A 13000-nucleotide genomic window follows, 5' to 3' on the forward strand; every position below is an offset into this window, starting at 1 on the left:
CGCGGACACCCAGCAGAACCCCCATCACCGTTACACCTGAAACGAGAGACCTGTGAACCAGCCTGCACCCTTCTTCCTTGACTGCGATACCGGCATCGACGACGCCCTCGCCCTCGCCTACCTCCTGGCCTCACCCAAGGCCGAGCTCGTAGGAATCGGGACCGTGAGCGGCAACGTCAGTGCAGCCGGCGGCGCCCGCAACACCCTGGACCTGCTGAACCTTGCGGGCCACCCGGACATCCCCGTGGCAGTCGGCGCGCACGATCCGCTGGTGGGCACCTTCCACGGCGGCGCGCCGCACGTCCATGGCGATAACGGCATCGGCGGAGTGGACTTGGCTCCGTCCGACCGCGAACCGGTGAAGGCCACGGCTGCCGAACTGTTGGTCCAGTTGGCTCACCAGTACGCCGGGGAGCTGCGGTTGGTGGCCATCGGCCCACTGACCAATATCGCCGAAGCCTTGCGGCTGGAACCGAAGCTGCCTGAGCTTATTGCCGAGGTGACCATCATGGGCGGCGCTGCGCTGGCACCGGGAAACATCTCTCCTGTGGCCGAAGCCAACATCGCCAACGACCCCGAGGCCGCAGCCGAGGTCCTGGCCGCGGACTGGAACGTGACGCTGGTTCCCCTGGATGTCACCATGACCAACGTCCTGGAGGAAAACCACCGCCAGGAGCTGCTGTCCACCGAACACCCGGTGTCCCAGGCCTTGGGGGAGATGCTGGGCTACTACTTCGGCTTCTACGTCGACATTTTCGGACGGGCCTGCTCGGCCATGCACGATCCCCTTGCCGCCGCCATCGCCGTCAGGGGAGTAGAACCCACCCTGGCCCCGACCGTCCGGGTCCAAGTGGACACCACCGACGGCCCGGGCCGGGGCCAGACGGTCTGCGATCTCCGAGGACAGTACGCCGGGTTCCCGGAGCAGCGCGGCGCGCGATGCCGCGTCGTCCTGGAGATCGGCGAGGATTTCGCTCCCCACCTGCTGGGCACCCTGCAGGCGGCTTGGCTCAGCGAAGAGCAGGTAGTACAGCCCGTCGCCTGACTGGCGGGAGATTGAGGTATCGACGACGACGGCGGCAGCGGCCCGCCGTCGTCGTCCTTCTTTAGGGGGCTTATGCGTACATCAGCGAACCGGGCGTGGTGAGCTTTTCCCCGGTTTCCAGCCAGGTCTTCAGGCCGGAGAGGATCATGGGCCAGCCGCCGTAGAGCTGGTCGTTCGCGCCTTCGCGGAGTTGATCGTGCGTGACCGTAAGGTGGCAGGAATCCCCGACAGGTTCGATTTCCCAGGTGATCCGCGACGTCCCCTCGGCCTTGACGTCCTCGCCCCACAGCGCCGTCATGGTCTGGACGAGCCTGCGTGGGGGATCGACCTCGATGTTCTCGCCTACACCCAGCGGCGCGTCCGCTTTGGGGTTGCGCATCTCGAAGCGGCTGCCCGGCGTCCAGTCCGACGCCAAGGTGTTCCCGAACTGGTATTTGCTGCGGATTTCGCTGTCGGTGATGGCCTCCCAAAGCTTTTCCGGCGTGGTCTTGATGTAAATCTCGAAGATCTTTTCCATGGGACTTTCCAATCTGGATTTGAGGTCGCTGAGGGCAGCGGCCCATGGTTCTGCGTATTTACTCACCCAGCGATCGTGGATGAGGCGGATGGGGACCGGATTCAGGAAGTGCAGCTTCTCGCGTCCTCGACGGCGGACAACCACCAACCCGGCATCCTCAAGGAGTCTGAGGTGCTTCGCGATGCCGAAACGGGTCATCTCGAACCGGGCTCCGAGGGCGGTGGCGGATTGGCCATCCGCGCGGAACAACTCGTCCAGGAGTTCCCTGCGGGTGGGGTCAGCCAAGGCCTTGAACACGGCGTCCATGGGATTAGAATAGGTGACCTTTTGGTCACGTGTCAACGGATTTTCGTTGGGAGGGGCGGGCTGCAAGGCCTATGCTTCGACGTCCGGAGGAGTCACCTGTTCCCGCAGGATATCCGCGTGCCCGCAGTGCTGGGCCAGTTCACGCAGCATATGCAGATACACCCAGCGCAAGGGGAGGGGGCCGCGGCGGTTGCCGGGGAGAAGGTCGTCCAGCCCCAGGTCCGACGTAGCCTTCCGCGAAGCCTCGCAGGCCGCCGAGTAAGCCGCTTGAATGCTGGCGATGGTGTCTTCTTCACCGAGGATAAAGGACTCATCCGGTGTGGCCGGAATGCCAATCTCGGCCCGCGACCTGCAGGTGATGGCTTCGTCGAACCACACCTTTTCCACGAAAGTCGCGTGCTTCACCAGGCCCAGAAGCGTCGTGCGCGACGGGACCAGCCGCCGTCGTGCCTGTTCTTCGGTGAGACCGTCCAGACTGGCGGTGAGCGCACGGCGGTGCTCGTCCAGAAACGCCTCGAACTGCGTCCGGATGTCCTCGTTGGTGACCTCTTGCGTAGATGCGCTCATTCAAAAACCACCTTTCCGTTATTGTCGATTCGCCAGCCGGGGTTGTACGCGATCTCCCAGACGATGCCGTTGGGATCCTTGACGTGCCCGTGGAAGATGCCGCCGAAAGCGCCTGCCTGTGCGGGTTTGATCAGCGTGGCGCCGGCGGCCACCAGCGTGTCGATGGTGCGGGAGACCTCCGCTGCGCTGCCGACGTTGTGGGAGAGCGTCACTCCACTCACACCAGGGGTTTGGATGCCGCTGGTCAGGTCCTGGTCGAACTTTTCGGCGTCGAACAGGCCGAGCATCAAACCCGGGGCAACCTGGAAGAAGAGGATTTCGCCGGGCACGTCCATGAGCGGCTCCCAACCGAGCCCGTCCTTGTAAAAGGCGCGGGTCCGGTCGAGATCAGGCGTGGCGAACGTGATGAAGTGCAGTCGCTGGTCCATACGGACATGCTAGCGACAGGGTACGACGCCGGGACTTAGGCAAGGTGCTGACGGGTACCGTTCAGGTGGGAAGCCGGGGCGTCAAAGAGCGCGGCGATGTGTTCGGCAAGTTCCTTGACGTGCGTGTAGCCGGGGAACTTGCGGTGCGGCGCGGCCTCCTTCATGGCGTCGTCCAAGAGGGCTTTCACAACGAAAACCACTGCGGCCGAGGTCTGTTCCTTGGGCTCAGTCTTGTGGCCGGACTGGGCTGCGTTGAAACCGTCCGCGACGCCGAGGACCCATGCTTCCGAAGCTGCCTTGATGGCCGAATAGCTGGCGCCCCCGGCGGTGGGGTTCGCTGCCGCCGTGGCGGAAACGATGGCGAGGCGGCCCCGCGGCGATGCCTCCAAATCCGGGTAGAGAGCGCGGGAGGTATTCCGGAGGGTTGTCATGATGCTGGTGTGCAGGACGTCCCAGTCGTCATCCCTCTGACCCGTGATTCCGTCGCCTCCGCGCCAACCGCCGACCAAGTGGATCAATCCGTCTACCTGACCAAGGTCGTTTCGAACGGAGGCCGCCAGCTTCTCTACCGACTCCATGTTCGCGAGGTTGCAGGTGTAGGGGACTACGCCGTCGTGGTTCCTGGCGAGTTCCTCCAAGCGGGCGGCGTCCAGATCGACGGCGGCAACCCGGGCTCCCGCAGCGAGCAGTGCCGCCACCACTGCCTGGCCGGCGGCACTGGTTGATCCTGCCACCACAATGTTGAGGGCCGGTGTGGATGCCACGTCGTTGTGGTCATTCGTAGTAGGCAAGGTGTGTCCTTCCAAGACGTAATCACGGTCGGAAGGAGCATATCCGGTGAACAAGGTTGGCTTATGCCTAGATTAGCTTAGGGATAGAGGATCTAATGCTCAGTGCTTATTGGGTCCTCTAAGCAAGCCAGTGAGTGTGGCTGCTTGACGTTGAAGTTCCGATCGGTGGCAGCGTCTGCGGGCCCAAAAATCCAGATGATTGAGCGACTCGCCATGGCCTGTTGAGGCACCGTCGGCAGCGGTGGGAGGATGGAGCGGTGGAACCCCTCTTCGACTTCCTTGGCAGTTACTGGTGGCTCATCTTCCCCATCGGCGGGATGGCTGGCGGTTGGGCGAGATCGTGGTCCAAAGCCAGCGAGGAGCGGCACCGCCGCAAGGTGGAACTGCTGAAGCTGCGAAACCAATTGGCGGTGCACGAGGAAGCAAACCAGGCTGAGGTGGTCTCACTGATGACCGCCCACGATTCGGTCAATCACAGATGGCTGGAGTACGAACTCGACGTCGGGAACCTCATCGATTTCCCTTTGATGTCCGATGTCCGTGAGCCACTGACCGTCGCTTTCCTGCGGGCAAAGAAGGAAGCCGATGGTTTGCGGCCGGGCGCGCCGGAGGAGATCTCGACGCCGGCCCGGCTTGCTGAATATCGGGCGGCCGTTCACAGCTACGAGTTGGCCTTCGACGTAGCCGAGCGCGAAGCCCGGAGAATCAAGGACGGTAACTTCAGCGGCCCGGAGCGGCAACGACTGGCTACGGCCCGGAAACTGCTGCGCATTGCCGAGGACACCGCAGCTACACCTGCGGAACGGCAAACTGCGTACAAGCGCGCACGCAAGGAACTCGACGGCCTGATCGTCCTTCCCGAAGCAACAGTTGCCGCGCTGGAAGGCAAGATCGCCGGAATGCTGGATACCCGGAAGGACCCGGACACGGACGTGAAGTTCGCGTGACGCCGGAGAGGCAGCTAACGGAGCTTGACACCCATCACGGTCCGAACCGTGGAGCCCGCAAGGTCGTCCTCAAGGTGCCGCATTCCGATCTGTTCGGCAACGCGCCTGGAGGCAATATTGTCGGGGTGGATGATGGCTACCAGGCGATCAACTTCCACCGCATCGCGGGCAAATTCGCGGCACGCCATGGCGGCCTCGGTGGCATACCCGCGGCCTTGGAGCTCTACGCGCACGTGGTAACCAACCTCAAGCTCGGACCGGCCATTGACGTTCTGCCACGTCAACCCGCAGTCGCCCACGAATCCGCCGTCGTGGGTTTCCACGATCCACAACCCGTACCCGTGGTGGGCATAGTTCGCCCGGTTCCAGTCGATCCAGGCGGCTGCTTCTTCCCGGGTTTTGGGCGCCGGGTAGTACGTCATGACGTGGGGGTCACCGAGCAGGCTGCTCATCTGGTCGATGTCAGCAGGCGTCATCTCGCGAAAGCGCAATCGTTTGGTTGGGGGGGGGAGCATCTCCGAAGCCTACCGGCCGCTGACCCCGCCGTGGGCCGTGCTTCCGCTACCTTCTTTGAACTCCGTTGGACGCTTATGCAACCGGAATCGGCTGAATTTGGGGCCACCGAATGCCAAAGTGGGTCGTGAACCTACAGGATCGAGCTGGGGACTGAGTTGGTGGTGAGGGGCTCGACGGCGGGGCCGGCTAAAGACTGAGGGCGTCGATGGATTGCAGGAACAATGGGATGAGTGGGTCGTTGTTTCCGCGCAGCCACGCGGTTCCAATGCTCCACACTGAGGACTCGAGGTCGATGGGCACCAATTGCACGCCTTCCGGAACGATGGCCGAGGTGCTGGCGGGAACCACGGCGGAGCCGGCTCCGGCTGCAACGAGCGCCAGCACAGTGAGAAGGTCCGAGGTCTCATAGAGGACGCCTGGCCGTGCGCGCAGATCCGAGAAGAGATTGCTGGTTTGGGCAGTGAGTCCTGGGCCGCGCGCCGGATTAAGGCGAATGAGAGGACGACCATCGATGAACCGATGCAGCGCATCCCGGGTTGATAGGGGAGCCGACTCACTCTTGGGAATCGCTAGGGCCAGACGATCGCGGCGAATCATCCGGGTGTCAATGTCCGGTGGGGCAGGCAGCCGAACAAATCCGATACTGAGCGTCCCGTTGCGCAGTGCCTCGAACTGCGCTGTGGATGACATGTCGTCCAATCCGATGTCGATGGCCGGATGTTCGGTCCTGAAGGCGGCCACAGCACGCGGAGCCACGTCGATCGCGGACATGCCGAATCCCACCTTCAACGCACCCTCAGCCCCCGCCGCGATACGTTCCATGCGCTGTGCGAGCCCGTCGGCGCGGCGCACGAGGTCGACCGCATCGGCAAGCAGCGCCTCTCCGGCACGGGTGAGTGCTGCCCCATGCCGACCCCGGGTGAACAGCCGGCTTCCGGCCTGACGCTCCAGGAGCTGAATCTGTTTGGTGAGGTTGGATTGCGTGGTGGAAAGCGCCTTGGCCGCCAACCCGAAGTTCCCGGTTTCGGCGACAGCAACGAAGGAGCGAAGCAGCCGTAGTTCCATTCTGGGATCCTAGTTTCATTCCTGAAGGGAATCAAAAGTCCTCAAAATTTCATTAGACGGAATGATAGGTGGCGGCGAGCATGGGAGGTGTCCCAACCAAGGAGAAACCAATGATCACCGCCCCCACCCTTCGCGCTTCGGTTGTCCAGTTCGAAGCCGCCCCGGATCGCCCGGACCTCAATCTAAAGACCATTCGCCGGCTGGCCATCAAGGCGGCGAGGGACGGCGCCCGGATTGTTGCGTTCCCGGAAATGTGCCTGATCGGTTACTGGCATCTACGCAAGAAGACCCCGGAACGCTTGTATGAATTAGCACAGTCCGAGGACGGTGAACACGTCCAAACCATCAGGAAGCTTGCCGCAGAGCTCGAACTGGGGATCGGTATCGGGTTCCTGGAAGTACAGGCCGACGGGAGGCTTTTCAATTCCTACTCCGTCTGCCTCCCGGACGGGACCGTTCACACCCACCGGAAACTCCACGCCTTCGAGCACGAGGCCATCAGTAGCGGCTCGGAGTTCACAGTGTTCGATACACCTTGGGGTGTCAAAGCAGGGATTCTGATTTGTTGGGACAACAACCTGGTGGAGAATGTGCGTGCCACGGCCCTCCTCGGGGCAACGGTGCTTATTGCTCCCCACCAGACGGGCGGGACCAACTCGGCCAGTCCCCGGGGGATGAAGCCTGTCCCGGCAGAGCTATGGGACAACCGTGCAGCGGATCCCGCGGCCATCGAGGGCGCGTTCCGGGGGGTCAACGGCCGTGGGTGGCTTATGCGGTGGCTGCCTGCCCGTGCCCACGACAACGGCATGTTTATCCTTTTCAGCAACGGTGTGGGCCGCGACGACGACGAGATCCGGACGGGGAATGCGATGATCATCGATCCCTACGGAACGATCGTGGCCGAGACCTGGGTGGCGGACGAAGCCGTGGTAACGGCAGATCTGGACTTTGATCTCGTGCCACTTTCAACCGGGCGCAGATGGATTCGTGGCCGCAGGCCAGAGCTGTACGGCATCCTCGGCCGCCAGCAGGGAAACGAGCTGGACGCTCGTGCAGCGCGCTTCTCCAAGGACCCTGTGGACGTCTGAATGGACTTTCCCTCGTGGCCAGCGGCTAGCGGGCCCGACTCAGGGTGGGGGGGTAAACCATCAGGGGGCGTTTCAGCATAGCCGCAGGTCAACGACGTCTTGCGCCGCACTTTGTACCGTCGATCGTTGGGCGATAAGGTATTGCCAGACCGTTTTGCAGAGGGCGGCCCTTTTCGCTCCTTTGCTGTCTGCTGGGGACGCATTTCAGTCAGTAGGAACGTGCATGGTCAACCCCCTCCCCGAGCATGAAGCTCTCCAGAACGGATACTTTTTGGATCTCGTCCTGGGAAGCGAGGACGTTGAGGCTTTTCTCAGCGACCTCGCGGCTTTCTCAGCCGAGAGCCTCTCTCACCCGGAGAGCCCGGTATACAGCGGCATCACAGTGTTACGTCGCAAGAAGTCGGCAACTGCCGCAAGCAGTGACGAGCGCGCCCGCGTCATGGATCAGCTCCAAAGCACCTTCGAAGGCCCCTGCCTCACGGCCATGGACAAGCTCACCCCCGTACTGGTCCCGGACCTCCTGAGCGACCAGCGTTGGCCGGCCTATATCCAGGCCGCCTCCGACCAAGGGCTTCGCTCCATCCTGAGCGTTCCGCTCCTGGTCGAGGGCGATACGCGCGCTGCCCTGAACCTGTACTCCGAGAAACCGGATGCGTTCCAAGCCGAGGACATGGAACGGGCCGAGGTCTTCGCCTCCCACGCCTCCAAGTCGCTGCGTCTCGCCTTGAAAATCGCACAACTCAGCGATGCCCGGAACGACCTGGCAACAGCGATGCAGTCGCGCACCGTCATCGACCTCGCGGTCGGGGCGATCATGGCGCAAAACCATTGCAGCCAGGAGGAAGCTTTCACTATCCTGCGGACGGCCTCCAGCAACCGGAACATCAAGCTGCGGCATCTGGCCAAGTCCATCATCGCGGCTGTGTCTTCCGGGAAGATCACCACGCACTTCGAGGAGTGAGTACATTCTGCTGGATCATCGTCGCCCGCACATCGGTGCACCCGCGGAATTCCAGGGTTGGGTGCCGGTGCCACTCCGGATGATCCAGCAAAATTTGCCCGAACCAGTAAGTCCGCCCACCGAACCCGTTTCGTAACCCGAGGCAACCATGGAGCAGACTGGGTTGGGTGACCGCCAAGAAACCCCGTCCTGGGCTCGCGATTGCTGCGCTGAGCCTCGGAACTGCACTGAACCCGCTGAACTCGTCCATGATCGCTGTGGCACTGGTGGTCCTTCGGGAGCATTTTGAGCTCGACGTCGCAACAGTCACCTGGGTGATCACCTCGTTCTATCTGGCGTCCGCGGCAGGGCAACCCCTCATGGGCAGGCTGGCTGACCGCTTCGGGCCCCGGCGGCTGTTCATGTTCGGCATGGCCTTGGTCGCTGTTACTTGTGCGATCGCACCGTTCCTGCCCAACTTTGCGCTGGTTTGCGTGGCCCGCGCGCTCATGGCTGTAGGGACCGCGACGGCGTACCCGTCCGCCGTCGTGATGGTCACCGAACTAAGCCGGCTGGCGAACTTGCCGTCCACCCGGCCGCTGGGCCGGATCCAGATGGCCAACACCTCGGCCGCTGCTGTGGGTCCCGTGGTGGGCGGCCTGTTGGTGAGCCTGGTGGGGTGGCAGGCGCTGTTCGCGATCAACGTGCCCATCGCGTTGCTCGCGTTGTTTGTTGTCCGGCAAACTGCACCTGCCGATTCCGGGAGGGAGACCGGTTCGCTGGGAACGCTGATACGGGATTCCGACATCCCCGGCATCCTCGCGTTCGTCACCTCCCTCATGCTCGCCATGATGGCGCTGCTCAACGTGATGCCGGGCTACCGCTGGTACCTTCTGGGAGCGGCTACCGTGATTGGCGCACTTTTTGCCTGGCGCGAGCTGCGGTTCAGGCCGCCGTTCCTGGACCTCCGGCTGCTGGGCCGCAACCGCCCGCTGTTGCTGGTCTATGTGCTGTTCATTGTTTTCAGCGGCGTGTATTACTTTGCGTTCTTCGGCCTGCCGCAGCTTCTGCAGGAAGCAGGCCATTACGACGCCGGTGTGGTAGGCCTGCTGATGCTTCCCCTTGCGGCGTTGTCGGTTGTGGTGACGCCACTGACGGTGCGGTTCATTGAGCGGTTCGGTGTGCGTTCGGTGCTGATCGCCGGCGTCGGGATCCTGACACTCGCGGCAGGAACACTTGGCGTCCTGACGATGACGTTGTGGGCTCCGGTGGTGTTCGTGCTGACTGCCTTGATGGGTGTTCCGTATGGCGTGGTCAGTACGGCGTCGAACCAAGGCCTGTATGTTTCGGCCCGTCCCGAGGAGAGGGGTGTGGCGGCTGGCATCTTCCAGACGTGCCGCTACCTTGGCGCGATCACCGCAACCGTGCTGATCGGCGTGCTGTATGGACCGGGTGTGAACCAGGCGAACTGGGGCATCATGGTCCTGGTGATGCTCGGGCTTAGTGCCTTGGTGCTGGTGCTCGCGGTGATGTGGCGGAAACCGGCGGCCGTTTAGCGGATCGGTTGGGCCCGATTCGATGGCCCGCTGCACATTCGACGTTGCCCGTCATCGAATGTGCAGGTGAACATCGAAACGGGACCCTGGCAGTGGTGCCAGAGTCCCGTTTTCATGCTGAACCGAGGGCTGTGCTTAGCGGTTGAGGAACGCCTCGTGCTGGCGGTGGGCTTCTGCCACCTGTTCGCGGATCTTCTCCACGTCCTTGGCCTTGTTCCGATATTTCAGGGGCATCTGGACGATCTGGGCTTCCTCCGCGGTCAATGCCCGGTAGATACGCTCGCGCTCATTGGCGTCGGCGGTGTAGTCGAGGTCCAAGTAGTCCACGGCGTGGCGGCGGGCGTTGTTGATGGCAGTTTGGGCCTTGCCTGCCGGGCTAATCAGGGAGAGCACCACTGTGATGACCAGGACGCCGATGATGACGCTCAGCGAGAGGCCTGTGGTGATCTCGATGACGTTGACATGTTCGCCGCCATTGATGAACGGAAGGTTGTTCTCGTGCAGCGCGTGGAGGATCAGTTTGACGCCGATGAACGCGAGGATGGCCGCCAGGCCGTAGGAGAGGTAGATGAGGCGGTCCAGCAGTCCGTCGATCAGGAAGTAGAGCTGGCGCAGGCCCATCAGCGAGAACGCCGTCGCCGTGAACACGATGAAGACGTTCTGCGTCAGGCCGAAGATAGCGGGGATGGAGTCGAGGGCGAAGAGGATGTCCGTGCCGCCGATGGCCACCATCACCAGGAGCATGGGAGTCAGGGCACGCTTGCCGTTGACCATGGTGAAGAGCTTGTCGCCGTCGTATTTATCCGTGGTGTGGAAGAGCTTTTTGGCGAGCCGGATGATGAAGTTGTTCGCTTGGTCGTCGCCGTGGTCGCCGGGTTTGAGGAGGTTGCCGGCCGTAAGGAGCAGGATGAGGCCGAAGATGTAGAAGACCCAGGCGAACGAGTTGATGAGCGCGGCGCCGAGGAAAATGAAGCCGGTGCGGGCGATCAGTGAGAACACGATGCCGAACAACAGGACCTTCTGCTGGTCTTCACGCGGCACCCGGAAGCTCGCCATGATGATCAGGAAGACGAACAGGTTGTCGACCGAGAGGGCCTTCTCCGTAATGTATCCGGCGAAGTACTCCGAACCCATCTGTGCTCCGCCAAAGACCAGTACCAGGATGCCGAAGACGACGGCCAGGCCTACGTAGATGGACGACCAGATGGCTGCTTCCTTCAGGGAAGGAACGTGGGCCTTGCGGATGTGGAAGAAGTAGTCAAAGGCCAGGAGCGCCAGAATGACGACGATGGTGATGCCCCAGATGAGGGGAGAGACGGTCATATGATCCTGCTTTCGTGAGGCGCGCGAGTGGTGTTGCTCACCGAGGGTCAAACTCGTGGAATCAAATTTACCGGGTCTGGTGGGGCTGGTGGTAACGGGAGGGCAGTGGAAAGTACTTGACAGAGTGGAAAGTACTTTCTTAGGGTTGCTCTATCAAGTAAACGCATCTTTGGGGGAACCATGAACGACACCACAGGCGGCCCTTCCGCTGCAGAAGCACGCGAGCTCCTTGCCAAGGCAGAGGCCATCAGTGCCACCTCAACCAACGCAGCGGCCTGGCCGGTTGCCGTCACGTTTACCAGCCTCGCGATCATTGGATCGCTGCTCATGATCGGTATGCACATCGTGCTCGTGACCGGTTACGGCGCAGCCCTGTTAGCCATTTCGGTGGGTGCCTGGGCTGCCGTCACAGCCTCCGTCTGGCCCATGTTCCAGCGGTCCACCAAGGCCGGCTACACCAGGCGCTTCCTCACGTCCCTGTTTGCGTACTTTGCCCTTTACATCGTGGCGCTCGTGGTGGGCGCCTCGTTCTTCCGGGACGGCAACCTGTGGTTCTACCTCCCGGCGGCCATTGCTCTCGGTGCAGTGGGCCTGGCAGCGGCTTTCCGCGAGTTGCGCGCATGACCACTCCCGCAGAACACCCGCGCCACAAGCTCAACGAACTGGTCCATTCACCCGTCCGGTTCTCCATCATGGCTGCGCTCGCCGGCGCGGAATCGATGGACTTTAAGGACATCCGCGATGCCATCCAGGTGAGCGATTCCGTCTTGAGCAAGCAACTGGCCATCCTGGAGAAGGCCGAGTACGTGAAGATCAAGAAGAGCTTCGCGGGGAAAATGCCGCGGACGTCGGCCAGCCTGACGGCATTGGGCCGGGACGTATGGGCTGCGCACCTGCAGACGCTGCGGGAGATTGCGGGCGGGTGACGGCAAGCCGTCGGAAGCCGTACGACGGCGGGGCGCGGCTTGCGGGGGCCGGGCGCCCGGCGGGTAAGCGCCCGGCGGCTAAGTGCCCCTAAAGGGTTTTTTTCAGGCGGACGTGGTCACTGCCGCCGGCGATCTGGGGTTTGGTGTAAAGCCATGCCAAGATGCCAATGAGCGGCAGGGCGAAGATCAGTAGCGCCCATACAGTTCGCGTTGCTTGGTCAAGGCGCTTGTCACCAAGAACGTCGAACAAGCCCCAAATGATTGATCCCATGACAAAGAGTGCCGCGGCTCCCGCCAAGATCGCTGGTATCCATTGCAAAGCTTCCATGCCGTTCCCCCTTGAACATGCGGTTCCCTGCAATGTAGCAGCCGGTCTAGGTGCCGAGCAGTGCCCGCACATATGAGCCCAGGTCTTTCGTGACCAAGAGCTTGGGAGCTGATGAGACTCGCGTGGCGAGCCACATGAACACCCGACCATGGGAACCGGCGACTAACCCCCGGACTTCAGCAAGTTCAAGACTCCACCCGACGGTTGCGACGCCGTTGATGGTTATGGACGTCGGCTGGGCGCTGGCGCTGGCGAGTGCCCGGAGCAGTTCCGTGGGATTCGTGGCAACCATTTGACCAAGACCAAATCGAACAAGTTCCTTGGCTAGAAGGTCAATAAGCTGCCCGGCACCCAGTGGATGGTTGAGAACGGGCTTGAGGGTGATCAGCCATTCTGTCGGTGGGCTGGTTTCACCTTCAATAGGCGGATGGTCGAAGCGTGCATCGACCACGAGCCCTGTCTCGACTTCCGATGGACCCGAGATCGAGAGCGGGCTCGGCGCGGTAGCAGAGAATCCGTAGGCGAACTGGCCGAATTCCTCCGCGCGGGAGCTGCGAGCTCGGCGGGCATCCTCCGATACTGAATAGTCGTTTGCCGCTTGATACATAGATCCACCCATACGAGTGATTCTCCACCTACTTCGAGCCATAGGCGGGA

Annotated in this window: 16 protein-coding genes; 7 read left to right on the top strand and 9 right to left on the bottom strand. The window is 62.3% G+C overall.

From position 1 onward, the window contains the following. Positions 1 to 52 precede the first annotated feature (52 nt). Positions 53 to 1045, top strand: a complete 993-nt coding sequence (locus PYR64_RS03795) for a nucleoside hydrolase (protein WP_275778446.1) — start codon at positions 53 to 55, stop codon at positions 1043 to 1045. 70 nt (positions 1046 to 1115) lie between these two features. Here the strand turns inward: PYR64_RS03795 and PYR64_RS03800 are convergent, their stop codons facing one another. The 4 genes from PYR64_RS03800 to PYR64_RS03815 all read right to left on the bottom strand — a co-directional run bounded on the left by PYR64_RS03800 (position 1116) and on the right by PYR64_RS03815 (position 3654). Then, on the bottom strand, positions 1116 to 1868 hold the full coding sequence (locus PYR64_RS03800) for a metalloregulator ArsR/SmtB family transcription factor (RefSeq protein WP_275778448.1): 753 nt from the start codon (positions 1866 to 1868) through the stop codon (positions 1116 to 1118). Between the two features lie 69 nt (positions 1869 to 1937). Beyond that, a complete protein-coding gene (locus PYR64_RS03805) occupies positions 1938 to 2435 on the bottom strand; it encodes a DinB family protein (protein WP_110505839.1) in 498 nt (165 codons plus the stop codon). Further along, a complete protein-coding gene (locus PYR64_RS03810; protein WP_275778450.1) occupies positions 2432 to 2863 on the bottom strand; it encodes a VOC family protein in 432 nt (143 codons plus the stop codon). The genes PYR64_RS03805 and PYR64_RS03810 overlap by 4 nt, the downstream gene beginning before the upstream one ends. 35 nt (positions 2864 to 2898) lie before the next feature. Further along, positions 2899 to 3654 (bottom strand): SDR family oxidoreductase, encoded by a 756-nt coding sequence (locus PYR64_RS03815; protein ID WP_275778452.1) that lies wholly within the window; start codon positions 3652 to 3654, stop codon positions 2899 to 2901. Between the two features lie 257 nt (positions 3655 to 3911). Between PYR64_RS03815 and PYR64_RS03820 the strand changes: the two genes are divergently transcribed. Further along, positions 3912 to 4601, top strand: coding sequence for a hypothetical protein (locus tag PYR64_RS03820; RefSeq protein WP_275778454.1), 690 nt, complete (start codon positions 3912 to 3914; stop codon positions 4599 to 4601). A gap of 14 nt (positions 4602 to 4615) precedes the next feature. Here PYR64_RS03820 and PYR64_RS03825 read toward each other — a convergent pair whose 3' ends face one another. Continuing rightward, a complete protein-coding gene (locus tag PYR64_RS03825; protein WP_275778456.1) occupies positions 4616 to 5116 on the bottom strand; it encodes a GNAT family N-acetyltransferase in 501 nt (166 codons plus the stop codon). A 187-nt stretch (positions 5117 to 5303) separates the two neighbouring features. Then, positions 5304 to 6182: a LysR family transcriptional regulator gene (locus PYR64_RS03830; RefSeq protein ID WP_275778457.1), complete on the bottom strand. Its 879-nt coding sequence runs from the start codon at positions 6180 to 6182 to the stop codon at positions 5304 to 5306. Positions 6183 to 6292: 110 nt separating this feature from the next. Between PYR64_RS03830 and PYR64_RS03835 the strand changes: the two genes are divergently transcribed. The 3 genes from PYR64_RS03835 (at position 6293) to PYR64_RS03845 (ending at position 9766) form a co-directional block, all read left to right on the top strand. After that, positions 6293 to 7270 (top strand): nitrilase family protein, encoded by a 978-nt coding sequence (locus PYR64_RS03835; RefSeq protein ID WP_275778458.1) that lies wholly within the window; start codon positions 6293 to 6295, stop codon positions 7268 to 7270. 223 nt (positions 7271 to 7493) lie between these two features. Further along, complete coding sequence (locus tag PYR64_RS03840) at positions 7494 to 8231, top strand: GAF and ANTAR domain-containing protein (protein ID WP_039240170.1); 738 nt, start codon at positions 7494 to 7496, stop codon at positions 8229 to 8231. A 167-nt stretch (positions 8232 to 8398) separates the two neighbouring features. Beyond that, positions 8399 to 9766 (top strand): MFS transporter, encoded by a 1368-nt coding sequence (locus PYR64_RS03845; RefSeq protein WP_275778461.1) that lies wholly within the window; start codon positions 8399 to 8401, stop codon positions 9764 to 9766. Positions 9767 to 9901: 135 nt separating this feature from the next. Here the strand turns inward: PYR64_RS03845 and PYR64_RS03850 are convergent, their stop codons facing one another. Beyond that, positions 9902 to 11089, bottom strand: coding sequence for a TerC/Alx family metal homeostasis membrane protein (locus PYR64_RS03850; RefSeq protein WP_018777168.1), 1188 nt, complete (start codon positions 11087 to 11089; stop codon positions 9902 to 9904). Between the two features lie 180 nt (positions 11090 to 11269). On the opposite strand from PYR64_RS03850, the gene PYR64_RS03855 reads away from it, so the two are divergent. Next, positions 11270 to 11713 (top strand): hypothetical protein, encoded by a 444-nt coding sequence (locus PYR64_RS03855; RefSeq protein ID WP_018777169.1) that lies wholly within the window; start codon positions 11270 to 11272, stop codon positions 11711 to 11713. Beyond that, positions 11710 to 12015: a transcriptional regulator gene (locus PYR64_RS03860; protein WP_055974529.1), complete on the top strand. Its 306-nt coding sequence runs from the start codon at positions 11710 to 11712 to the stop codon at positions 12013 to 12015. The genes PYR64_RS03855 and PYR64_RS03860 overlap by 4 nt, the downstream gene beginning before the upstream one ends. Positions 12016 to 12103: 88 nt before the next feature. On the opposite strand, the gene PYR64_RS03865 is transcribed toward PYR64_RS03860, so the two are convergent. Both PYR64_RS03865 and PYR64_RS03870 read right to left on the bottom strand, forming a co-directional pair. Continuing rightward, complete coding sequence (locus PYR64_RS03865; RefSeq protein ID WP_064722006.1) at positions 12104 to 12343, bottom strand: PLD nuclease N-terminal domain-containing protein; 240 nt, start codon at positions 12341 to 12343, stop codon at positions 12104 to 12106. Positions 12344 to 12389: 46 nt separating this feature from the next. Further along, on the bottom strand, positions 12390 to 12962 hold the full coding sequence (locus PYR64_RS03870; RefSeq protein ID WP_179128331.1) for a hypothetical protein: 573 nt from the start codon (positions 12960 to 12962) through the stop codon (positions 12390 to 12392). Between the last annotated feature and the right edge of the window lie 38 nt (positions 12963 to 13000).

The organism is Paenarthrobacter sp. Y-19, from assembly GCF_029223985.1.
Classification (GTDB): domain Bacteria; phylum Actinomycetota; class Actinomycetes; order Actinomycetales; family Micrococcaceae; genus Arthrobacter; species Arthrobacter nicotinovorans.

Bases quoted from the DNA above. Each gene is read 5' to 3' on its own strand.
- PYR64_RS03805 (WP_110505839.1), bottom strand. From the start codon at position 2,435: ATGAGCGCATCTACGCAAGAGGTCACCAACGAGGACATCCGGACGCAG.
- PYR64_RS03810 (WP_275778450.1), bottom strand. From the start codon at position 2,863: ATGGACCAGCGACTGCACTTCATCACGTTCGCCACGCCTGATCTCGAC.
- PYR64_RS03825 (WP_275778456.1), bottom strand. From the start codon at position 5,116: ATGCTCCCCCCCCCAACCAAACGATTGCGCTTTCGCGAGATGACGCCT.
- PYR64_RS03865 (WP_064722006.1), bottom strand. From the start codon at position 12,343: ATGGAAGCTTTGCAATGGATACCAGCGATCTTGGCGGGAGCCGCGGCA.
- PYR64_RS03840 (WP_039240170.1), top strand. From the start codon at position 7,494: ATGGTCAACCCCCTCCCCGAGCATGAAGCTCTCCAGAACGGATACTTT.
- PYR64_RS03860 (WP_055974529.1), top strand. From the start codon at position 11,710: ATGACCACTCCCGCAGAACACCCGCGCCACAAGCTCAACGAACTGGTC.
- PYR64_RS03870 (WP_179128331.1), bottom strand. From the start codon at position 12,962: ATGGGTGGATCTATGTATCAAGCGGCAAACGACTATTCAGTATCGGAG.
- PYR64_RS03855 (WP_018777169.1), top strand. From the start codon at position 11,270: ATGAACGACACCACAGGCGGCCCTTCCGCTGCAGAAGCACGCGAGCTC.
- PYR64_RS03850 (WP_018777168.1), bottom strand. From the start codon at position 11,089: ATGACCGTCTCTCCCCTCATCTGGGGCATCACCATCGTCGTCATTCTG.
- PYR64_RS03830 (WP_275778457.1), bottom strand. From the start codon at position 6,182: ATGGAACTACGGCTGCTTCGCTCCTTCGTTGCTGTCGCCGAAACCGGG.
- PYR64_RS03835 (WP_275778458.1), top strand. From the start codon at position 6,293: ATGATCACCGCCCCCACCCTTCGCGCTTCGGTTGTCCAGTTCGAAGCC.
- PYR64_RS03800 (WP_275778448.1), bottom strand. From the start codon at position 1,868: ATGGACGCCGTGTTCAAGGCCTTGGCTGACCCCACCCGCAGGGAACTC.